Here is a 22812-nt window from a genome sequence, read left to right on the forward strand (position 1 = left end):
CGCGATGCTGAACCTTGCCGAATACCGCCAGCGCCCGGCCTTGCTCGCGGACTGGCTGCCGTGGGCCGGGCTGGTCGCGCCGGGCGTCGTCTTGAACAAGGACGGCAGTTTCCAGCGCACGGCCCGATTCCGTGGCCCCGATCTGGACAGCGCCACGCAAGGCGAGCTGATCGCCGCGTCGGCGCGGCTCAACAACGCGTTGCGCCGGCTGGGTTCTGGCTGGGCCTTGTTCATCGAGGCAGAGCGCCAATCCGCCGCCGACTATCCGCATTCCGACTTCCCCGAACCGTTGTCCTGGCTCGTCGATGAAGAACGTCGCGCCGCGTTCGAGGAATCGGGCCATCACTTCGAGAGCGCCTATCACCTGACGGTGGCTTTCCTGCCGCCGGAGGAATCCCGCGCCCGCGCCGCGAAGCTGCTCTACGAGAACTCGCCCGGCGATGGCGTGGATTGGGACGGCCGCCTCGATGCCTTCGTGGCGGAAACCGATCGCGTGTTCGACCTGCTCGACGGCGTGATGCCGGAGATCGCATGGCTGGACGACAGCCAGACGCTGACCTACCTGCATGCGACCGTCTCGACGCGGCGCTACCGCATCGGCGTTCCCGAAGTGCCTTTCCATCTGGACGCGCTGCTGGCCGATTCCGCGCTGGTCGGTGGCCTGGCGCCCACGCTGGGCGACCAACACCTGCGCGTGGTGTCGGTGCGTGGCTTTCCGACCTCGACCTGGCCGGGCCTGCTGGACGACCTCAACCGCCTGGGCTTTGCCTATCGCTGGAGCACGCGCTTCCTGTGCATGGACAAAGCCGAGGCGGAAAAGGAACTGGGCCGCCTGCGCCGCCAGTGGTTTGCGAAACGGAAGAACGTCGTCGCGCTGCTGCGCGAAACGATCTTCCAGCAGGAAAGCCCGCTGGTCGATACAGACGCCAGCAACAAGGCAGCCGACGCCGATGCCGCCTTGCAGGAACTGGGTAGCGATCAAGTGGCCTTCGGCTACCTGACGGCCACCGTCACCGTGATGGACACGGATGCCGGCGCAGCCGACGAGAAGCTGCGCATGGTGGAGCGCGTCATCCAGGGCCGGGGCTTCGTGACCATTCCCGAAACCCTCAACGCCATCGATGCGTGGCTGTCGTCCATTCCGGGCAATGCCTACGCGAACGTGCGCCAGCCCATCGTCTCGACGCTGAACCTGGCGCACATGATGCCGCTGTCGGCGGTATGGGCCGGGCCGGAGAAGAACGGCCACCTCGACGGCCCGCCGCTGATCGTCACCCGCACCGATGGCGCGACGCCATTCCGGCTGTCGCTGCACATCGGCGACGTGGGCCATACCCTTGTCGCGGGGCCGACCGGCATGGGCAAGTCCGTCCTGCTCGCCAAGCTGGTCTTGCAGTTCCGGCGTTATCGGGGATCAAGGATCTTCGCCTTCGACATGGGGCGCTCGATGCGGGCCACGGTGCTGGGCCTGGGCGGCGAGCACTACGACCTCGGCACCGATGGCGCGATTGCCTTCCAGCCGCTCGCGCGCATCGACCATGAGGGCTACCGCACCTGGGCGGCCGAATGGGTGGAAGGCCGGCTGTTACACGAAGGCGTGACCGTCGGCCCGGACGAGAAGGCGGCCATTTGGTCGGCGCTCGGCAGCCTCGCCGGTGCGCCGGTCGAACAGCGCACGATGACCGGGCTTTCGGTGCTGCTGCAATCGAACGCGCTGCGGCAGGCGCTGTCGCCGTATGTGCTGGGCGGTGCCCACGGCAAGCTGCTGGATGCGGACGCCGACCGCCTCGGATTCGGCGACGTGCAAGGCTTCGAGATGGAAGAACTGATGCACAGCCCTGCCGCCGTGCAAGCGGTGCTGCGCTACCTGTTCGCCCGCTTCGATGAGCGTTTCGACGGTGCGCCGACGCTGCTGATACTCGATGAGGCGTGGCTGTTCCTCGATGAGCCGTCCTTTGCGGCCCGCATCCGCCAATGGCTCAAGACGCTCAGGAAAAAGAACGTCAGCGTCATCTTTGCCACGCAGTCGCTGGCCGACATCAAGGATTCGAGCATCGCGCCGGCCATCATCGAAAGCTGCGCGAGCAGGATTTTCTTACCTAACCCGCAGGCCACCGAGCCGCAGATTCGCACGATCTACGAGGGCTTCGGCCTCAACAGCCGGCAAATCGAAATCGTCGCCACCGCGCAGCCCAAGCGCGACTACTACTACCAATCCCGTCTCGGCAATCGCCTGTTCGACCTCGACCTGGGGCCAGCCGCGCTCGCGTTCGCGGGCGCATCCACACCGCAAGACCAACGCGACATCGACCGCGTGCTGACGCAGGCCGGCGCTCCCGGCTTCGCCGGCGCGTGGCTGCGCCATCGCGGCCTTGATTGGGCCGCCGACCTGCTGCCGTCCGCACCGGCGGCCGCTTCGTTCCTCAACGCCCAACCACTGGAGGTTTCGCCATGAAGACCAAGCCCCGTTTGCTGTCCGCCTCGCTCGCTGCCGTGCTGTCTGTCTCGCTGATGCTCACACAGCCTGCAGCGGCCATCACCGTGTTCGATCCGTCGAACTTCGTGCAGAACACGCTGACCGCCGTTCGCACGCTGGAGCAGATCAACAACCAGATCAACCAGCTCCAGAACGAAGCACAGATGCTGATGAACCAGGCGCGCAATTTGGCGGCGCTGGACTTCAACGTCGTCAACCGCTTGCGCTCGACGCTCGCCACCACCGAACGCCTGATCGCCGAGGCGCAGGGGCTGGCCTACGACGTGACGAGCATGGATCGGGAGTTCGCGCGTCTGTATCCCGAGCAGTACGCCGCCACCGTCAGCGGCGACCGCATGGCGCAGGACGCCCGCGAACGCTGGCAGAACAGCTTGAACGGCCTGCACACCGCCATGCGGATGCAAGCCCAGGTGTCGCAGAACCTGACCCAAGACGAAAGCGCGCTCGCCGATCTGGTCAGCCAGAGCCAGTCCGCCACAGGCGCGCTGCAAGCGATGCAGGCGACGAACCAGCTCCTTGCATTGCAGGCCAAGCAGTCCATCCAGGCACAGCAGCTCCAGATCACGCAAGACCGTGCGGCCTCGCTGGAACTGGCGCGACAGGCGGCGGCCACCGAGCGCGCCCGCGAAGTACGGCGGCGCTTCCTCGGCACCGGCACGCCGTACACGCCGCAGACCGTCAATTTCTACAACAACTGACTGGAGGCGGCCATGCGATGCGTTCCTGTCCTGCTGGCCGTGCTGCTGACCGCTTGCGGCCAGCAGCCGGCCGAAGACCTGGCCGCCACCTTGGCCGCTGATCCCGCGCGGCTCAAGACGCTGCGCGCGCAATGCGCGGCAGACCGGCAGGCCGTGGGCGAGGACGCCTGCCGCGCTGCTGCCGAAGCCTTCAGGCGGCGCTTCTTCGCCGGACAGACCGAGCCAGACGAATACCGGACGCTGGCCGACCTGCCGCCGATTCCGCCGAGCTTCGATGAACCCGCCGATGGCGGCCAAACGCCGGCCTCGCCTGCATACGAGGACGCGCCATGAACGACGTGACCATCATCGACCGCTTCCTCGACACGTTCTCGCGCTACATCGACTCCGGTTTCGGGTTACTGCAAGGCGAAGTGGCGTTCCTGACCGCCACGCTCATCGTCATCGACATGACCATCGCCGGCCTGTATTGGGCCATGAGCCACGCCACTGGCCAGGGCGAAGACGTGATCGCCAAGCTGCTGCGCAAGGTGCTCTACGTCGGTGCCTTCGCCTACATCATCGGCAACTTCAATTGGCTGGCCGGCATCGTGTTCCGCTCGTTCGCCGGCCTGGGCCTGACGGCCACCGGCTCGGCCATCACGATGGACAACTTCCTGCAACCGGGGCGGCTGGCGAAGACCGGCATCGACGCGGGTGCGCCGATTCTGGAGCAGATCGGGGACATGGCCGGGTTTCCCGAGGTGTTCGTGAACATCGACCCCATCGTGGTGATGTTCCTCGCCTGGCTCACCGTCATCCTGTGTTTCTTCGTGCTGGCGGTGCAGCTTTTCATCACGCTGATCGAGTTCAAGCTGACCACGCTCGCCGGTTTCGTCTTGATCCCGTTTGCGCTCTGGAACAAGACCTCGTTTCTCGCCGAAAAGGTGCTCGGCAACGTGGTGTCGTCAGGCATCAAGGTACTGGTGCTGGCCGTCATCGTCGGCATCGGGTCGGGCCTGTTCGCCGAGTTCCAGACCGTACCGGATGAACCGTCCATCGACCATGCCCTGGTCGTGATGCTGGCCTCGCTTTCGCTGCTGGCCCTGGGCATCTTCGGGCCGGGCATCGCCACGGGCCTTGTGTCCGGTGCGCCGCAGCTTGGCGCGGGTGCGATGGCCGGTGCGGCTGTCGGCGCTGTTGGCACAGGCGTTGCCATTGGTGCCGCCGCGACTGGCGTGGGCGGTGCGGTCATGGCCGGGGCGCGCATGGCGCCGGCTGCCGCCAAGCTGGCTGGCAGCGGTGCGCGTGCTGCTGCCTCAACGGCCGGCAGCGCCCGGTCGGCGTTCCAGGCCGGCTCCGCCGCTGCCGGCGGCGGGGCCAAGGGCGCGGCGGCTGGTCTTGGCAACATCGCCAAGACCGGCGCACAGGCCGCTGGCCAGAAGGCCGCCGCCGGGGCGCGCTCGCTCAAGGACCGCACAACAGCCGCTTTCCGCGCCGACGGCGCGGCACCGGCCTCGGGCAGCGGTGCGACCGCGGCCAGCGGTGGCACTGCGCAAGGGAATACAGCCGAAGGCAATGCCCCGGCCGCTACCCAACCGGCCTGGGCCAAGCGCCTGCACCGTCGCCAGCAGATCACCCACGCCGCGACCACCACCGCCCACACGCTGCGCGGTGGCGATGGTGGCGGCTCGGGGCAAGGCCCGAGCCTGCGCGATTCCGATTCATAGGAGAAACGACCATGCGATTCAAGCGACCGCAGGTGCGCTATGCCGATACGCCGCAGCCTGCCACCCCATACCAATCCGCCGCGCAGGTGTGGGACGAGCGTATCGGCTCGGCCCGCGTGCAGGCGAAGAACTGGCGGCTGATGGCCTTCGGCTGCCTGGTGCTGGCGCTGCTGATGGCTGGCGGCTTGGTCTGGCGCTCGGCGCAATCCATCGTCACGCCCTACGTGGTGGAAGTGGACAACGCCGGCCAGGTACGCGCCGTGGGCGAAGCGGCCACGCCGTACCGGCCCAACGATGCGCAGACGGCGCACCACATCGCGCGCTTCATCACGCTGGTTCGATCGCTGTCCATCGACCCCATCGTGGTGCGGCAGAACTGGCTGGACGCCTACGACTACACCACAGACAGGGGCGCGGCTGTGCTCAACGACTACGCCCGCAGCAATGACCCGTTCGCCCGTATTGGCCGCGAGTCGGTGACGGTGCAGATCAGCAGCGTCGTCCGCGCCAGCGACACGTCGTTCAACGTGCGCTGGACGGAACGCCGCTACGTCAACGGCGCCGCCGCCGGGCTGGAGCGGTGGACGGCCGTGGTGTCCATCGTGCAGCAGACCCCTCGCACCGAAGAACGCCTGCGCCGCAACCCGCTGGGCATCTACGTCAACGGCCTGTCGTGGAGCCGCGATCTGGATTCTTCCGAAGGAGCCAAGCCATGAACCTGCCTTTCCGCTTTTACGCTTTGCCGTTGTTGCTTTTTGCCCTGTCGGGCTGCGCCACGCAGGGCAAGCCGCCGCCGACCATCTCGCTCGATGAGCCCGTGCAGGCCCAGCCGTTGCCTGAACCGCCCAAGCCGGTCGAAGTGGTGGAGGTGCCAACGGTGCTGCCGATGCCGGCGCAGTTGAAACCGCTGCCCGAGGTGGACGAAGCGCCGCCGGCGCCGGAGCCGACCGACGAAACCGTGCGCGTATCGAAGGCCAATGCCGAGGCGCGCATTGCGCCCACGCGCGAGGGCTACGTCAACGCGATTCAAGTCTGGCCGTACACCGACGGCGCGCTGTATCAGGTCTATGCCGCGCCGGGGCGCGTCACAGTGGTGTCGCTCCAGCCCGGCGAAGAACTGGTGACGGTCGCCGCCGGCGATACCGTGCGCTGGATCGTTGGCGACACGTCCAGCGGCAGCGGCGATGAGCTGCGCATCAATGTGCTGGTCAAGCCGATCCGTTCCGGGTTGAAGACGAACCTGGTCATCACCACCAGCCGCCGGACGTACCTGCTGGAACTCACTTCGACCGAACGCGCCTGGATGGCATCGGTGTCCTGGGATTACCCGAGAGATCGGATGCTGGCCTTGCAGCGCCAGGCGCAGGCCGCGCAGGCGACCGCGCCGGTCGATACCGGCCTATCGCTTGAGCGCATCCGCTTCCGCTACGCGATCAGCGGCAGCAATCCGCCGTGGAAGCCGCTGCGCGCTTTCGACGACGGCGAGAAGGTCTATATCCAGTTCCCGCCGGGCATCGCCCAAGGCGAGCTGCCGCCGCTGTTCGTCATCGGCGCACAGGGCGACGGGCAGCTGGTGAACTACCGCTTCCGCTCGCCGTACTACATCGTCGATCGGTTGTTCGGTGCGGCTGAACTGCGCTTGGGCGGGGACGGTGGCGACGTGGTGCGTATCGAGCGCACGGATGGCACGCGGAGGAACTGACCATGAGCCAGGACGACACTCCCGACGTTGCCGTGCCGCAGGCGGGCAAGGTCGAACCCGAAGCGGTGGCGCTGCGCGCCCAGCCGCGTCCGGTCACACGGCTGAACCGGCGCACGCTGGCCATCCTTGCCGGCGGCCTGTCGGTCGCCGTGCTCGGCGCGCTGATGTGGTCGTTGCAACCGCAGCGGCGCGCGGCCAACGAGCAGACCGAGCTTTACAACGTGGATCGCGTTTCACGCTCCGAAGGACTCGACCAGCTTCCGGCCGACTATTCCAAGCTGCCGCCGACCTTGCCCCCCGACGTGCCCGAGCTGGGGCCGCCGCTGCCGGGCGACCTTGGGCCGGCCATCGTGAATTCGCAGCAGCCGGCCGTGGCCGCCTACGCCACACCCGGTCATGACCCGGCCGAGGCGGAACGCCTGGCCCGATTGAAGGAGGCCGAGGAAGCGGCTGCATCGTCGGTATTCTTTCGCACCGGCACCCAGCAAGCCGCGCCCGTGGCGCAGTCGCAGGTGGCCGCCGCGCCGGGCTTCGCCGCCAATGCGGCCTTCGACCCGATGGCGGCCGGGCCGGCTTCGACGGCGGCCCAGCCTGCCGACCCGACGGCCGTGCAGAACAGGCAAGACCAGAAGGAGGCGTTCCAGCAAGCCGGAACCACGGAAACCCGTAATTCCGGCAACCTGCAAATGCCCGCATCGCCGTATCAGGTGATGGCCGGAACGGTGGTCGCCGGGGCGCTGGTCACGGGCATCAAGTCAGACTTGCCCGGCGACGTGATCGCCACAGTGACGGAGCCGGTCTATGACACGGCCACCGGGCGCTTCCTGCTGATTCCGCAAGGTTCGCGCATCCTCGGCCGCTACAACAGCCAGGTCAGCTACGGGCAGAGCCGCGTTCAAGTCGTCTGGAACCGGATCATCCTGCCCGACACGTCATCGCTCACGCTCGACAACCTGGCCGGCACTGACCCGGCCGGCTATGCCGGCCTTGAGGATGGTGTCGATTGGCATTGGGATCGCATCTTCGCCGGTACGGTGCTGACCACGCTGCTGGGCGTCGGCGCCGAGCTGGCCGCGCCGGAGAACCGGCAAGACGGCGATCGCATCATCATCGCCGGGCGCGACAGCGCGCAGGACAGCATCAATCAGGTCGGCCAGGAGATGACCCGGCGCAACCTCAACATCCAGCCCACCTTGACCGAGCGGCCGGGCCTGCCGGTTCGCATCATCGTCAATCGGGATCTGGTGCTGCGGCCGTACCAGCCGCTGTTCTTCAATCGGGGGACTTCACGATGAGCACGACCAAGAAGCTGCGGCTCGGGCCGCTGCCCAAGACCGAGAACGTCAAGCTGACTTTTGCCTGCCCGGCCAGCTTGAAAGCTGACCTCGACCGCTACGCCGCGCTGCACGCGCAGGCGTATGGCGAGACTGTCGATGCCGTGACGCTGATCCCGCACATGTTGGAGGCGTTCATCGCGGGGGATCGGGGATTCAGGCGAGGCAGGGGAGACGACACCCGACCGTCTTCCCGCGCGGCTATGCAGAAAGGGTGAGAGTTTGGATAAGTTTTCATTGTCGTATCCAGACTACGATTGGTGGTGCTATATCAAATTGACTTGCGCTTAGAAAAGTTGTAAAAATCGTAGTATGGCTACGACTACTACAAGCAAGCTAAATGCGCTCTACACCCGGCTGGCACCGGGGGCGCCGCTGACCTCGGAGGATTTGGCGGCGCTGGGCATCTCCGCCGATTTGGCCGTCCACTACGTCCGCGCAGGATGGCTCACACGCTTGGCGCGCGGTGTCTATGGCCGTCCGAACGACACTTTGGCCTTGCATCCCAGCCTGCTGCTGTTGCAGCGCAGGGTCGAGGGGTTGCACGTTGGCGGCAAGTCGGCCCTGGACTGGTACGGCGTGCGCCAGTACGTGTCGCAGCAGCCGGTGCTGCACCTGTATGGCTGGACGGCAGCCCGTCTGCCGGAATGGTTCACCGAATGCTTCCCGGCCGAGTACCACCGCAAGCGCCTGTTCGACGAGCAGCCGGACGCCTTGCTGCACGTCGGCCCGTTCGAGAAGCGCAGCGGCGCGCCGCAGGTGTCGGCGCCGGAGCGTGCATTGCTGGAGCTGTTGAGCGAAGTCGGTGTGCGCCAGCCCTTGCAGGAGGCTGGCGAACTCGTCGAAAGTGCCTACAACCTGCGCGTTGATGTGCTGCATGAACTGCTGCAACGCTGTACGAGCGTCAAGACCGTGCGGCTATGCCTGCAACTCGGCCGCGAGAGTTCGCTGCCCTGGGCAGCCAAGCTCGACCCGGCCACGCTGCCAACGGGCAGCGACCGGCCCTGGGTGTCCCGATCGGCTGAAGGCCTGCTGGTGCTCAAGCCATGAACCAGATCTATCTCGATACCGCGCGCCTGCTGACGCAGGTGGCGCCGCTGGTGTTTGTGGACGACACCTTCGCATTGAAGGGCGGTACGGCGATCAATCTGTTCGTGCGCGACATGCCGCGCTTGTCGGTCGATCTCGATCTGGTCTTTCCCGATCACACGCTGCCGCGTGACGAGGCGCTAACGCACATCAACGCGGCCGTCCGCCAGGCCGCTGAGCGCTTGAAGAAGCGAGGATTCCAGACGCATGCGCCGGCGGCAGCAGCAGGGGAGACCAAGTTGCTGGTGCGGCGCGGCTCGATCCAGGTCAAGATCGAAGTCAACTTCGTTATGCGCGGCACGGTGCAGCCGGTGCGCCGCGCTTCGCTCACGCCCGCCGGCCGCGACGTGTTGATGGCCGATCTGGACATCCCGGTGGTGTCGCTCGAGGACGTGTACGGCGGCAAGCTGGTGGCGGCGCTGGATCGGCAGCACCCGCGCGACCTGTTCGACGTGATGCAGCTCTTTGCGCACGAGGGCATCACGCCTGGCATCCGGCGCGCTTTCGTGGTCTACCTGTCCAGCAGCAACCGGCCGATCCATGAAGTGCTGTTCCCTCCGCTGAGGGACATCCGGCACGACTACGCGCACAACTTCCAAGGCATGACGGCCGAGCCCGTGCCACTCGATGCGCTGCTCGCCGCGCGAGAATGCATGATGCGCGAAATCCAGCAGGGCTTGGACGGCAACGAGCGGCGCTTCCTGCTGTCGCTGGTTGCCGGCACGCCGGAATGGTCGTTGCTGGGCATCGCGCACCTCGAACAGCTGCCGGGCATCCGCTGGAAGTTGCATAACCTGGCGCAGTTACAGAAGACCGATGCGAAGAAGTTCGCGGAGCAGGGCGAACTACTGGCGGCCCGGTTGGCTGCCATCTCGCCGCGCGGAAGTACGGCACCGCCCTCAGGAACGTATAGTAGTACTTGAGCAGCAATGGGTATTGAGCAACAGGTACCCCTTCAGGTCGCTCAATCGCTCGTCAAATTGGCATTTCGGATTTATGCACGCCTGCAGATCTTTGAGGAAGGTGGTCGCGTCGAGCTGACTTAACAAGGATCGCGCCGCTTCCGCTTGTCGTCAAGGCTATACAGTGGCATCGATCCTATAAGCTTGCCGGGATTAGCGAGTTGCTTCTTCCGCTCTTCGATGCCGATTGCGAAGGATACGTAGAACAGTGCGGATCGTGCCATCTGCATGACTCGGATCGTTTTGGCTTCAAGTTCGTCGCTGCCGATAGCGATGCCAAAGCCGGAGTTATTCTTCCCGTTGATCATGAACGGCTTGGCCCAGCCTTCGCTTACACGCAGATAAGTATGCTCAAGCGCATTGCGGATGCCATGGAGTTCACGAGCATCGGCTGCGGTGGTCTGCTTGATCTGGTCGTCGAACAGTTCCTTCGACAACCAAAACAAGCCACGCAGTGGGAGATTTTCGCGCTTCTCGAATTGTGGCAGCAGGCGTGCTTTGTTCTCAACCATCCAGACGTTCTTGAAGCTAATTCTGTCTGGTATCTTGCCCAAGTTCCAGTAACGATTAACGAGAAAGGCGACTTTGTCGAGCAAGGAATAGGCGATGCGGAAGGCCGTGCGGACCCGTTCGCTCGCTAAAGAATAGAGTGGATAGTCGAGCGTGTCGGTGAGCGCGACTCCGCGATCGGAGAAGTGAACCTTTGTGCTGCTTATCCCCTCGAACAGCATGAAGCGCGCTGAGACGTACTCCTGTTTCATCTGACTGAAGAAACCAACGATTGGCGGAGGAAGATGTCCGTCGGGACGGTCGTTCAGGCCTTCGGTCAGGGGCGGAAGCATCAGGTCGTCGGTGGCGGCCGTGAGATGTACCCCAAGATCGTTCAACGGGCACAAAAAAAGACGGTGTTCAAGGCACCAGCGACGATAGGCACGATCGATCTTCGACCGGCCTTCGTCGCCACGATCGAGGTTCTGCATTGCTCGGACTGCGTCGATATTGACGGCGCCAGCGAGCTCTGTCGCCAGATTGGCGAAATAGGCAAGTGCTGCTTGCGGATCCAGGGAGTCATGGAATGCGTCCTCAGCCATCGTCGAACGAAGACTATCGAAGGCATGCAAAGCTAGAATCGCGCGCTCGCGGTCAGCGACCGTCATGCCGGCATAGCCTTTGAGCCCACAGCCACGGTTGCCCCGTGCCATCGCGAAGCCGGGGATGATTTTCAGAGCAGCATCCCACACGGCGATCGCATCGATTGTGCGACCAACCATATTGAGTAGGTTAGCTTGGTTAGTGAGGATCTGGCACCGACGGACCTTGTCGAGGCTCGCAAAGCCGGCATGGTTTGAGGCACGTGACAGCGCAAGCAATTCCGCCTGCCGCTCGGGTGCCTCCCACGACCAGGATCGTCGGACGTTTGCTATATGCGACAGTGCCGCCCAAGAATTGGCTCTGAAATACTCGACCAGTGCGCCATCTGTATCGATGAGTTCACGATTGGATAATTCGTCGAGTAAATAAAGCGCGCGTTTGGCTCCACGCTCTAAGGAAGCGTCGAAGGCATCGTCGATCAACTGGCCAATGTGTGCGAGTGCCTCGGCATCGCTCATTTTCGTGATGCTGCGCTCGCACTGCCTTTTTAGGTCGTCGAAGCTAGGATTGATGGACATCACCTTCAGCATTCTATCAACGGATGGGGTGAGCCCGCACTTAGGGCGATAGCACGACCCGGAACTTCGCCTGGGTAGTCTTGAGTAGATAGAGCTCGGTCGTTGCCAGCAGTCGCAAAGCATCATCGGTGATGGAGGTAACCGAGCCGCCTGGCTGGACAAGCATCATCTCGAACTCGAGTCTCGCACGGCGCGACTTTTCTTTAAAGTAGGAAAGATCTTTGATGTTACCTTTCAGAAAACGATTGTGGCCTTCGCGAACCCAAGTTTCCTGTCGCCTTTTTAGGTCATGATAAAGCGTCGGCAGGCCAGCATGCTTTACTGCGATGCTCTTCTGTGCTTGTCCGCAGACAATGTAGAAGTTCCGAATATCTTGCGATACTCGCGCCTCATGCGCGCCCTTGCAGTGGACGAGGCATAACCGGATCGTATTGTCGTCCAAGTCTTTCAGACACACGAGGTCAGCGGCCTCGCCGTGGCCATCGTCGTTGAAGATGACGTCAAACTCTTCTTTTAGCTGTTCATATGTTCGAAACTGAATAGTATTTTGGTTGCCAACCTTATGCATTGACTCCTTGTTAAGTTCGATGCCGTCCCAGTTCCAAGCTTCGAGCTTGTCACGCTGGTAAAGCCCCGCATCGAGATTCACAGGAATGTGGTAGCAGTTGTACGAATAAGTTCCGTCAGAATAGCGAACGATGAAGGGATCCTTCTGGAGGTATTCCTCTAGTGTCACAGCCGGAAGAGTGCCGTGCTGGAACGTGATGGCCGGGCCGGAAATATGGTCGTGTCGATACCCTCCTGGAATCTCATCGCTGATGACGAGAGCATATTCGGACGTCGCCTCGTCACTTTCGATACGGAAGACAATTTCTCCGTTGGCGCCAACATCACCGAGATTTAGATCAACAGCGAATACAGGAATTTTTGATGAACCAAAGATGACGAATTGCCGATCGTTGAAGCGCATTTGCGCCTGCTCACCCCATTGGGCGGATATCGGCCATGCGGAGTGTGGCTTGGCGAGTTTTTCCGGACGAAGGAAGTCACGGACGATATTGCTCTCGCTTTCAACTTCGGACGAAACCTTGGCCCACGTGGCGGCTGTCCACTCGATCCAGTCGGATATCGAGCCGGATTTTTGCTGCCAGACCTTGCCACGACGCTGGGTTCCTCCCCATAGGACGCGCTCTCCATTCTCGTATCCAAGGCAGGCAAGGTTGTTGAGCGAGGATTCGGCCTTTTCGATGCTGGCGAGTCCCTCCGTCACGTTAGGGCCGAAATACGAGGTGAAGCTGATCGCACCGATACGCGATGAACCAAGGCTTTTCACCAGCGGCAATTCGACATTGTTGAGAATGTTGAAGATGGGCGTACCAGAGACTAGCGTCGTGTCTTCATTCGTGACCGCCTTGGCGAGTTTCTCAGATCGCAACGCATCGTAGTCACTTGCAAATAGGCAAAGCGCTCCAGCAGCTTTATCCCACTTTAGAATCATGAGGTCATAGATAGTGTCGTACACATTTTGGTAGTTGCCCCATGTCACATCGCTAGAGCGGCACACCACGGCGACCAAGACGTTGTCTTGCTCACTGAACGCGTACCAATTCTCGGAGTTTTTCGGAAGTACTGACTTAAAGGCCAGAGGGGTCCAATCCGTGCATTTCGTTCGAAAAAGCTGCGCTGAAAGTGCTGGCCGGAGGTTCCAAAGAGAAAGGTTCGCATGGAGATTACCAGTCTCTTTGAGGGCAAGTACGACATCTTGTAGTCGTAGCTCTTGCGCAATTCTTTCCTCACTCAGGCGCTTAATGAGCCGATCCCAGTCAGCTCCTTCTGCGTAGAGGTCGGCAAGTTTCGCTTCGGTATCGGGGTCGGCAATGTTGGCTATGACCGATGCTTCGCCGATCTTGTCGGCGGGGCCTTTTCGGGTGAAGCGACCGATGAACTGAAGTGTCACAGCCAGTGACTTATGCGTATCGTGAAGAGCCGCGACCTTGAGATACGGGAGATCGAATCCCTCGCCCAGCATGTCGACGCAGATGACAATCCGAGATCCAGCGTAGCCTCGATCGAAGAGCTTTGTTATAGCCTCGCGATTGATCAGAGTGCGTCCGGGCCCAGAGTAAACGACTACCGGCTTCAGGTCCGGGGCGAGGCGCTGGTAGATGCGACCCACCGCTTCGGCTCGGTCTTTCGATGATGTTCGCGCCATCAAGAGGTGATCGAGATGCAGTTTGTCTCGGTCATGTCGAAGCGCGGCAATGGCTTCTTTGGCAATTGCGATGTCGTGGACTTCCTCGTCACCGTACTCTTCGATCGCTCTGAGATTGATAGCGCGGTAGTAGCCGGCGGCCTGGGCATCACCTAGCTTATAGTTGAAAATGATCTTGCCATCGACGCGTTTACCGTCGCGCCGGAAAGGAGTTGCGGTGAACTGGAGGATGCGCTTTGCGGCGAAGTGCTCTCGAACGCGTTGCCAAGTTTTGGCGGTGATATGGTGCGCCTCGTCAACAATGAGATCGGAGCAAGCGTCTGCGAGAAGGCGGATAATTTCGGAGCCCGATGCTTCTAAGACGTTCGGAAGAGCAATGATGACGTTTGAGTTCTGGATGATCGAGTCCAGTTCGTCCGTTGACTTGATGCCGGTGGTGACGATCGCGACACGCGGTTTTGCAAGATCACAGGTGATGACCTGAGCCTCAGGTAGAACACCGAGGCTGATGAACTTCCCGGCGATCTGACTCCGTAGCGCATCGCTGGGAACAAGAACCAGTGTACGTCCCAGCCGTCGATAGACGAGCGTTGCCAGCATGGTTTCTGTTTTGCCCGTTCCGGTAGGGAGAACGATCGTGGCTGGTTCAAAGGTGGAGCCAACTGCAAAGTGGGCAGAGATCGCGTGCAGCGCGCCTATCTGCGGGGTGCGCAGACCCGGAATGTCGTGCTCCTCGTCCTCGGTTCGAAAATCGAACCTGTTGATCCATGACTTCAAAACCTTTTCGGGTGTGTCGGCGTAGGTCGCCAATTCGCCTTGAGAGTCCCACTGAATTTCAAAACTATCGGGAAGGCTGTCCGGATTTTGGACACCTGGTGCCAGGACCACGGGTAGTGGCGTGTCTATTCGGCTTGCCCCTTTTCGGCGTAGGAGGATCTCTCGATACGGAGGATGGAGTTCCGTAGTAATTAGGTCATGCCCTTTAATCTGCGAGGGGGCAATACATGCTTTGGTGGAAGCACCAGCAAAGACGCGCTGAACAATGCGATTTCTGCCAATCTTCAAGCTGCGCTCTGGCAGCGCTGGTAAGTCAAGTGTGCCGCGCCAGACTACGAACAGACTCATGTGGAAGTCTCGCTAAGAATTGAATTTTTATATCTAGAGAGCGTTGTGTAGGTAACCAAGTTGCCATTTCACATAATTGTGAAAGCTCAGCCCTCTTGCTCGGAAACCAGTTTGGCTTCCGCCAACTCCTGCGCAATGTCGTTCCAACCGGCCTCACTGGCGTATTTGACCATTCGATCCACGGTGCGCGTCGGCGCTGCCCGGCGCAGCGAATCTGGAACATCCGCTGGACGCATCTTCCAAGGCCGCAGGACGTGACCGGTCTCGGCCGCACAACGACTCAGGAAGGCGGCGATGCGAAAACCTCCTTCGTCAACATCGCCCCAGTGCAACACCGAAGTTGAAACCGGGAGGTCGGAGAGCAGCCGGAGGTACATTGCCCGCCAGGCAGGGGAGGGCATCCCAGCGGTATAGAGACACAGCACGTCGGAGTCACAGTGCTGGCGCGCCCATACATGGAACGTGGTCTGGTTTTCGATGGTAAGAACTTGGCTGGGCATGGACCCGAGGCCAACTACCGTGGACGGGGGCAAGGCGCCATAGGGGCAGTCCAGCGGGAACGCGCCACGTTCCCGGCGAACCACGATGTTGCCGGCCAGACGCGCTGGCTGCGGCTCGCGGTAGAGGCCGAGTTCTTGCAGAACCTCGGCTTCGGGGCGCGCATCGTCCTCGACGTTGCCTGCCAGCAGAACGTCTAGGCAAGGCACCAGGGACTCGATGCGCTTGCTGTCTTTGAACAGGCGAGCGCTGGCGTCCCGCACGGGTGTTTCCGTGGCGCCGAGCGCTACCTGGGTCTGGCAGTAGGCGATGACGTCACAAGCCATGGCCCAGTTGGCGGCGACGTCAGGCCCAGTACCACGGACCTTCTTGAGCTTCTCCCAGTTGGACAGGATGTCGATCAAGACTGGGTGCTCGCAGAGACGCGCGGCGAGGACCTGTCTTGCCGACTGGACCCGCACTGCATGAGGCACTTTGCCCAAGATCGAGGCCAGCTTGACGACGTTGATCAGTTCGACGCGCTCGATGAGTCCTTGGGGGTCACGCTGAGGTCGCAGGACCGTGATGGCGCCCTCCGCTTGGGCGTAAGCCATCACCGCCTCGAAGTCCTCTTTGGCCTTTAGGCTGCGCAAATCACGGTACTCAGACAATGCAGATTCCGTCAGGGCAGGGCGCCGCACAGCGGTGCCGGCGTCATGCTTGTCGGCGGCCTTCAGCAGGCGCTCCAGCGCATTCCTGGCCAACTGATCCATCTCGACTTGGTCCTGGTGGCTCATGTTGCGACGCCCTCGGCCGAGCCGGCCTGTGTTTGATACTGCCTCCTGATCTCCGCTTCAATCAGTTCCGGATTGAATTCAGGCAGGTCTGCGCGGAACATCTCACGCATTTCTGGAGACACGTCGTGGCCCTCAAGTACTACCACGTTGCTCTCCGCGTCACGCATGATGTCGTAATACCGATCAAGGAATGCGGTCAGGCTACCCAAGGCGTCCCCCGTGCTGGCCATAAAGACTTGTAGGCCCAGTTCCTCGAAGTAGCGCATGGTGGCCACGATATTCCTTGGATCCATCTTGATGAAAGCCTCGTCGATGACCAACAGCCGGATGCCTGTGTCGTCACCGCGCTCCAGCCGATAGGCCGACGACAACGCAGCTCCTGCAATCACGTACAGCGGCGCACGATGCTCGCCACCCGAGCCGGACCCGACGCGCTTGCTGAGCCAGCCGATGTGCTTGGTTGTACCGGTGGAGGCTTCTTCGCGAAGCACCTCGATGTCGAAGTCGAAGAATTCGCGATAGTCGTCTAGTGGAGACTTCACTGCGGCAGCGCCAGCGACCGTCTTCTCGCGCATCAACTCCTCGAATTCCTTGGGCAACTCCCCGGCACCGCCGAGCAAGTCCTCGGTCGGACCGTACTGGGCGACGTCCTTGATGAACTTCAGCAGGACGGCGAATGCCGGCCGCACATGCGAGCGAAACTGGTAACGCTCGTTATTGGTGAACATCGGCGCCAGGCGCAATGCCTCGTTCATCCTGTTGATGGTGTCGCTCAACCACTCGAGGTGCTCGTGCAATGCAACTGCGACGTCGTTGCGGAAGGTGCTCTTGGCGGCGCTCAGGGCGTCTTCCATCCGGGCTTTGTTCTCGCGCAGGCCGGTCTCGTTCAGGACTACGACCCGCGCCTCCAGCCAGGCGCGGGCACTGCGCCAGTCGTCCTGGGTGCCAGCCGGCAGGAACTCGTTGTGCCTGACGAGGAAGGCCGACAGCTTCTGCATAGCGCTAGACCATTTCTGACGGGAGTCAGTCTCAGCGCGATTGCTGCGGTGTTTGCAGTCGGCGACGATCCCACTGAAAGACAGACCTTGACGCGTCAAGAGCCTTTCCCATTGGTCCGATGCGTACTCGGCGTCGTAACCGTCGACCGCGCGTGCCGCTTCAGCGATCCCCTTTTGGGTAACGGCCCAGTCCTGCTTCTTCTTGGTGTCCTCGTTTTTTTGCCGGCATTCGGTCTCTGCGGCGCCGACAGCCTGAGCTGCTTTAAGCTGCTGTTCGCGCAATGCGTTCACTGCTGCGTCTGCCTCTTTGGCAGCTTGCACTAGTTGTCGGTACTCCTCGGTATCCAAGGCTTGCAAGCGCCGCGTCAGATCCGCCTCGTCGCGGGCCTCCTTGGAAATTCGGTCAAAGGCCTCGAGGATATCCTGTACCTTGTCCTGCTCTCCGCCTACGAACGGGCTAAGGTTGTTCAAGAGCTGCTTCAGTTTGCCATACTGGTCCTTGAGTTCATCAACTTCTACTTGGAGCTGGCGGGCGCGTTCAGCGATAGAGGTGCGTGTGGCTGTAGAAGTCGGGCCGATCTTGAAGAGGGCGGGGTCTGCCGGTTTCTTACGCACCATCTCGCCGTCTGCTAACAACATGCCGTCCTTGGTCATCGCGAAGCGATGGGCGAAGCATTCGTCCTCGGTTTCCGCCCGCTGTGTGTCGCCGAACTTGGATCGCAGGTAGTTAACCGCCGCGCTGCTGTTGCCGCTGATCAACTCTGCCACGGCTCCGCGCCTGGGGCTGCCGCGGCTGGAGAACTTGCTGGGCATTACGACCTTCGCCTCGTACACCCCAGCTTGGCGCGACACGCGGAATGCCTTGCGCTCGTCTTTCTCGTCAACCAGCAGCGCTTGCATGTTCGACGTACCCAAATAGGACTCGATGGCAGGTTGCCAGTCTGGGGCATCGACGCGTACTAGATCGCACACCGGGGTCGCATCTACGCCGGCGTTAGCCAACGCGCGTTTGAGCGCCGCAGCCGGCCCCTCTAAAGGCGGCTTGCCTTTGGCGATGCGTGCCTGGTTATCTCGTACGCCGGCAAGCTCGTTCTCGGCCGCCAACTGTGCGCGACCGACGACCTGCATCTCCTCGAAAACCTCGTTGCTCAGCAGCTTTGCCGCGCGCAACGCTTTGCGAACCGTCGACTCCACTGCATCGCGATCGTCGGCCTTGTTGTTCGCTAGCAGCGCATGGATGCCCTTGAACGCCTGAGTAGTAGCTTCGGCACTTTCGGCGACAAGCTTGCCTGGGATCTGTGCGTCGATGGCCTTACCAATGGCTTTGATGCTCCGGTGCAGACCCATTCTTTGTTCGGTGAGCCGGTTCTGTATGCCGGAAAGGCTTTCACGTAGCAGCGCAGCGTCCGCGTGGGACGTGTGCTTGTCTCGGGCAGAGGCGCTATCGCGCGCGTGTTCCTCGGCAGCTTCGAGCTGGCGGTTCACTTCGTCCCGTCGGTCGTTGGCTGCTTCCAGTGCTGATGCCGCCCGGCTTTCAGCTTCCTCTGCGGCGGTCACCGCTTCGTTGGCGACCTCGAACTCGGCGGCTTGGGCCAAGGCAGCGAGTGAAACCGAGTGGACATTGCGTCGGTGTGCGTCGGCGAAATCCGTTTCGATTACCTCGGCCTCGTCGAGCTTGGCCTGTACGCTACGCACCAGAGCGGCCATCTCCTGGAAGGTGTGCAATACATCCTTGAAGCGTTTAATGTTGGTCGGCCGGGTCTCGAGCACCTGCTGGCGGACGATATCGTCGACGCTCTTGTCGAACTTCATGCGCAGCCCGAAGCGGAACGCTTGGCGATAAGCGTCCAAGCGCGGCGCACCGCGTGCGCCCCTAAGCCGGAACAGCATCGCGTTGACGAAGCGCTCAGAATCGTAGAAGAGCACTTCCTCGCCGTGAGCACGCTGCGAGAGCATCTGCCTGAAGCTCGCCCATGGCCGCGGCCGGTATTCGCCGTCGACGAGCTCCAGGTGGTCGTTGAGCGATAGGTCCACCGGTATGATGTAGCGACCTTGCACGTCGGACTTCTCACGGTCCGCGCTCACGTAGATGCTCACACCCGTAGAGACAATCTCCTTGGTCGTGGTGTCTTCCCAGACCAGGGTGATGTAGGTGTTGGCATTGTCGCGCACGCGTGCATCCGGCGAGTCGCCATACTGTCCCAGACAATAGCTACGGATATTGCGGCTGTTGTGGTTGGACTCGTCGGCCTGCGCATTAAAGGCGACACCTGCACTGCCACGGCTCTCGTTGGCCCCTAGCATGACGATCTGCACGGCATCTAAGAGAGAGGACTTGCCGCTGCCGTTCGCGCCAAAGATGCCGCAGTTCATGCCGACCTCGACGTCGCGCATCTCGTACAAGAAAAACTGAACCACTCGGATCCGGATCAGCTTCTTCATACGGCACCGCCTTCTTCCGTGATGGATGCAATGGCACGGTCCGCGTCGCCAACCTCGACGTCCGTGTTGTTGAAAAGGGCGATGCGCGCCAACGCCGCCTCTCCTAGAACCTCGGCGATACCGGGACGGATGATGACTACGTAAGGTTGATCCGCGCTCTGCCCGAACTGATTGCTGTCCTCGTCCGACACCCGGGCGAGGCCCCAGCGCCGCATCCACTGCATCAACGCGATGAGCTTGCCGCCGGAGGCCAACTCGCGACCACCCGTCGTCTGCTTGTACTTGACCTCCAGCGTGACCAGGTCGCAGACCACCTCGCCATTCTCGTCATGGTGCCCGGAGCGGGTTTCCTCGTCGAAGATCTTGCGCAGCACTAGTGCGAGCAGCGTCTGGTCCACGGTGACCGGCGACGTCCTGGCGTGTTTGGGAATCGCGCAGGCATAGCGCAGCTGAGTGTTGACACGCACGATGTAGCCCAGCGGTTCCAAGGCCCGCTTGAACTCGCGCTCGAAGTCGCGGATCAGCCCGTAGGCCACCTTACTGCCACGATCCGCGGCGTATAGGACTTGCTCGGTGACGAGCCGATTCGCTGCCGCCTCGAAATCATCCTCCGTTACCACATTCTTGGTGGCCTCAGCCGCATCCGTCCAGAAACTCATTGGCTTCCTCCCTTGACTGGCTTGGTTGTCCTTGCGATCGTGAAGGGCAGATGAGAGATGCCTTGGCTCTGGACCTCTTCGCCTTCCATCCGGACCGTGGTAAATCCGCTGCTCATCGCTCGTGCGTTGGCACGCAGCAGCTTGCTGGACGTCGCGTTTGCAGCGGCGATCGTGCATAAAACCTGCAGCGCTCGGACGGACTCAATGCTGTCTACTTGGAGGAAGGAGCTTGGCACCGCATCAGCCTCGCCAAGCTGCTGACGCACGAAGGTCGCGAGCTTTGGCAGCGACATAGTGCGCCGGTCCCGAGCCATCAAAGCCAGACGAGCCCTGGCTTCCTGCTCTGGGGACATGACTTGCTTGCGCAGTCCGCTAGGCGGCGGGCGCTTTGTCTCGACGCGGGGCGAGGCGAGGCGCTCACCGCCGATACAGTCACCGGGTGCAAACGGTACCAGCGCAGCCGCCTTGCTGCCGTGCTTTACGACGGCGTCGATGGCTTGGCCGATCAACTCGTCCAGGGGGCGGGCGGCCCGAAGCCGGTAGTCTAGGTAGGCCAGCGCCAGCTTGTTGGCGCGCCGGATTTCGTCGTCCAGCCGGTCTAGGTACTCGTCGATTCGGCGCAGATCCTCCACCTTCTGTATGTCGCGCTCGAACATGGCTTCGGCACGGGTAGGGTCGCGGCCGGCCTGCTTCTCTAGGTACCACTGGATCAGCCGAGCGCGCAGGTCTTGCGTCTGCTGGACATGGGCCACCAAGCGCAGGATCTCCTGGCGTCGGGCCAGGGGGTGCTCGCGCGTGCGTAGTTCCTTGTAGTCGCCGATGAACATGCGCTCGACGTAGTCATCGAAGAAGCGGCGTACGAACTCCCCGGTGGCGTCTACGCGGCCGATCTCCAACATCAGATCGCGCACATTGGTGCCGGCGATGCGGACATGCTCAAGTAGAGCGCGCGATTGCCGAGCCGCCTCCTGTAGCGAGGCGCCGTCCGTGCTCGTGTCCAGGAGCAGCTTCAGGTTGGCCTCGATGCTGCGGATCTTGCCGGAGACGAATTCCGGGCCTGTATGGGCGAACTCGACGAGGCGGTTCATGAAGTGGGCGACGGCGGGTGCCATCGTTACCATCTCGCGCACGCCGACCCGGTCCACGCGTATCCATCCCGATTCACGAAGGCGGTTGAAGACCATGATGGCCCGTATCGCCAGCGGGGTGGCTGGCGTCACGTCATCGCTCTCCGGCGTCCAGTCCTGATATTGGAGCTCTTCGGCGATATCGGCCGTGATTTCGCGCATCAGGAAGCCGGTGCTAGGCGGCAGAGGGGCTTCAGGTCCAAAGCGTTTGGCGTGCAGTACACACAGCAGCGACCAGTACTGGAAGCGGTTGGCCGAGGCCAGCGGCGCGAAAAGGCGGTCGGGCAAGCGTTTGAAGAGCGGCGGATAGCGCTCAGCCGCCTTTTCTTGGCGAATTTGGTCAGTCAGGTCATGAATAGCCATTGCCGACACTCCTCAGTGTTCTCAACTGCTAACTGGTAGTCAGGGGGAACCTGTCGATCCACGTCCGTCGCCGCCATGAGCTCCTGCACCATGTAGTTCAAGAGGGCGGCCCTGCAACTTTCAACGCGTGCTGAGGCCCCGTTGAAGTATTCGCTTCTAACGACCTGTTGCTGTGCGGCGCTGAGTCTGGGGTGCGCGATGAGCCTGACTCGAAGAACGGTGGACCAGGCATCGTCAGCGGCGATGTCCACCTCGCTGGATTCCGACAGCAACTGAACCTTGCTCATGCGCCCCAGCACAAAATCGCGAAAGGCCTGCCGCTGCAGGCAGTAACCTCGGGCATGCCATCGCCGGCCGGCCCTCAACAGGCTGTGTGGCTCGATGGTCCGCTCGTGCAGCTCCGGATTGCTCATGGAGCAGTAGAGGAATTTCACGCGCAGGCGATCGGTGATCGCCAGATTCAGTCGGGAGAAGGTGCGCGGTGAAGTACGGGCGAAATCCCAGGAGATGGAAAGCGGTCTGCCGGGCGTGTCCGGCGCATAGGGGACCAGCATGGCGCTAACGACGCTGCTTTGCGAAACCCTCTCAGCCCGTTCGGCATCCGAGTAGGCCTTGGAAGTGGCCAGGTTTGCCTTGAGTTTGCTGTCCCAGACCACCCAATCAGGAAAGGACTCCCGGAAGTCCCGCAGCCACTCGCTGGCCCGGACGGGGCTCAGATCATATTCGTCAATGAGCCGGCCACGGCTGACCCGGCCTTCCCAAAGAAGGATACGGCCCACTCTGGCATCTCTTTCCTGACGGCCCTCAATAGACATGACGATCTTCGCCTCGTGATGGTTGTCATGATGATATGGAAAAACATATGATATGTAAATCCGTATCATCATGTCGCAGCGAACAGCGACACCTGCCCCTATATGTGCTGAAGTGCCAGCCGACTTCCCGTAGGGC

The 22812-nt window shown here is 62.0% G+C and carries 17 protein-coding genes; 10 read left to right on the plus strand and 7 right to left on the minus strand.

Annotated features, from left to right (window positions below; all coding sequences use genetic code 11):
- Positions 1-4: 4 nt before the first annotated feature.
- The 10 genes from trbE (at position 5) to XarjCFBP7645_RS09035 (ending at position 9952) form a co-directional block, all read left to right on the plus strand.
- Positions 5-2455, plus strand: a complete 2451-nt coding sequence (trbE, locus tag XarjCFBP7645_RS08990; RefSeq protein ID WP_104537213.1) for a conjugal transfer protein TrbE — start codon at positions 5-7, stop codon at positions 2453-2455.
- A complete protein-coding gene (gene trbJ / locus XarjCFBP7645_RS08995; protein WP_104537214.1) occupies positions 2452-3195 on the plus strand; it encodes a P-type conjugative transfer protein TrbJ in 744 nt (247 codons plus the stop codon). The genes trbE and trbJ overlap by 4 nt, the downstream gene beginning before the upstream one ends.
- A 12-nt stretch (positions 3196-3207) precedes the next feature.
- A complete protein-coding gene (locus tag XarjCFBP7645_RS09000) occupies positions 3208-3528 on the plus strand; it encodes a hypothetical protein (RefSeq protein WP_104537215.1) in 321 nt (106 codons plus the stop codon).
- Positions 3525-4904 carry a P-type conjugative transfer protein TrbL gene (gene trbL, locus XarjCFBP7645_RS09005; RefSeq protein ID WP_104537216.1) on the plus strand — a complete coding sequence of 460 codons (1380 nt, stop codon included), beginning with the start codon at positions 3525-3527 and terminating at the stop codon, positions 4902-4904. Before XarjCFBP7645_RS09000 ends, trbL begins: the two co-directional genes overlap by 4 nt.
- An 11-nt stretch (positions 4905-4915) precedes the next feature.
- Positions 4916-5620 (plus strand): conjugal transfer protein TrbF, encoded by a 705-nt coding sequence (gene trbF, locus XarjCFBP7645_RS09010; protein WP_104537217.1) that lies wholly within the window; start codon positions 4916-4918, stop codon positions 5618-5620.
- The gene (gene trbG / locus XarjCFBP7645_RS09015; protein WP_104537218.1) at positions 5617-6606 is read left to right on the plus strand and encodes a P-type conjugative transfer protein TrbG; all 990 of its coding nucleotides are present in this window, start codon (positions 5617-5619) and stop codon (positions 6604-6606) included. The genes trbF and trbG overlap by 4 nt, the downstream gene beginning before the upstream one ends.
- 2 nt (positions 6607-6608) lie before the next feature.
- On the plus strand, positions 6609-7901 hold the full coding sequence (locus XarjCFBP7645_RS09020; protein ID WP_104537219.1) for a TrbI/VirB10 family protein: 1293 nt from the start codon (positions 6609-6611) through the stop codon (positions 7899-7901).
- Positions 7898-8158 (plus strand): DUF2274 domain-containing protein, encoded by a 261-nt coding sequence (locus tag XarjCFBP7645_RS09025; RefSeq protein ID WP_104537220.1) that lies wholly within the window; start codon positions 7898-7900, stop codon positions 8156-8158. The genes XarjCFBP7645_RS09020 and XarjCFBP7645_RS09025 overlap by 4 nt, the downstream gene beginning before the upstream one ends.
- Positions 8159-8252: 94 nt before the next feature.
- Positions 8253-8990 carry a type IV toxin-antitoxin system AbiEi family antitoxin gene (locus XarjCFBP7645_RS09030; RefSeq protein ID WP_104537221.1) on the plus strand — a complete coding sequence of 246 codons (738 nt, stop codon included), beginning with the start codon at positions 8253-8255 and terminating at the stop codon, positions 8988-8990.
- Complete coding sequence (locus tag XarjCFBP7645_RS09035; RefSeq protein WP_104537222.1) at positions 8987-9952, plus strand: nucleotidyl transferase AbiEii/AbiGii toxin family protein; 966 nt, start codon at positions 8987-8989, stop codon at positions 9950-9952. The genes XarjCFBP7645_RS09030 and XarjCFBP7645_RS09035 overlap by 4 nt, the downstream gene beginning before the upstream one ends.
- 119 nt (positions 9953-10071) lie before the next feature.
- Here XarjCFBP7645_RS09035 and XarjCFBP7645_RS09040 read toward each other — a convergent pair whose 3' ends face one another.
- The 7 genes from XarjCFBP7645_RS09040 to XarjCFBP7645_RS09065 form a co-directional block, all read right to left on the minus strand.
- Positions 10072-11661 (minus strand): LA2681 family HEPN domain-containing protein, encoded by a 1590-nt coding sequence (locus tag XarjCFBP7645_RS09040; RefSeq protein WP_219842092.1) that lies wholly within the window; start codon positions 11659-11661, stop codon positions 10072-10074.
- A gap of 40 nt (positions 11662-11701) precedes the next feature.
- On the minus strand, positions 11702-14998 hold the full coding sequence (locus XarjCFBP7645_RS09045) for a DEAD/DEAH box helicase (protein WP_104537223.1): 3297 nt from the start codon (positions 14996-14998) through the stop codon (positions 11702-11704).
- Positions 14999-15084: 86 nt separating this feature from the next.
- Positions 15085-16272: a Wadjet anti-phage system protein JetD domain-containing protein gene (locus tag XarjCFBP7645_RS09050; protein ID WP_104537224.1), complete on the minus strand. Its 1188-nt coding sequence runs from the start codon at positions 16270-16272 to the stop codon at positions 15085-15087.
- On the minus strand, positions 16269-19712 hold the full coding sequence (locus XarjCFBP7645_RS09055; RefSeq protein WP_104537225.1) for an SbcC/MukB-like Walker B domain-containing protein: 3444 nt from the start codon (positions 19710-19712) through the stop codon (positions 16269-16271). The genes XarjCFBP7645_RS09050 and XarjCFBP7645_RS09055 overlap by 4 nt, the downstream gene beginning before the upstream one ends.
- A complete protein-coding gene (locus XarjCFBP7645_RS09060) occupies positions 19709-20371 on the minus strand; it encodes a DUF4194 domain-containing protein (RefSeq protein ID WP_181126266.1) in 663 nt (220 codons plus the stop codon). Before XarjCFBP7645_RS09060 ends, XarjCFBP7645_RS09055 begins: the two co-directional genes overlap by 4 nt.
- Positions 20368-21861: a Wadjet anti-phage system protein JetA family protein gene (locus XarjCFBP7645_RS21660; protein ID WP_181126267.1), complete on the minus strand. Its 1494-nt coding sequence runs from the start codon at positions 21859-21861 to the stop codon at positions 20368-20370. The genes XarjCFBP7645_RS09060 and XarjCFBP7645_RS21660 overlap by 4 nt, the downstream gene beginning before the upstream one ends.
- Complete coding sequence (locus tag XarjCFBP7645_RS09065; RefSeq protein WP_181126268.1) at positions 21843-22676, minus strand: WYL domain-containing protein; 834 nt, start codon at positions 22674-22676, stop codon at positions 21843-21845. Before XarjCFBP7645_RS09065 ends, XarjCFBP7645_RS21660 begins: the two co-directional genes overlap by 19 nt.
- Between the last annotated feature and the right edge of the window lie 136 nt (positions 22677-22812).

The sequence above is a fragment of the Xanthomonas arboricola genome, assembly GCF_002940665.1.
Lineage (GTDB): Bacteria > Pseudomonadota > Gammaproteobacteria > Xanthomonadales > Xanthomonadaceae > Xanthomonas > Xanthomonas arboricola_B.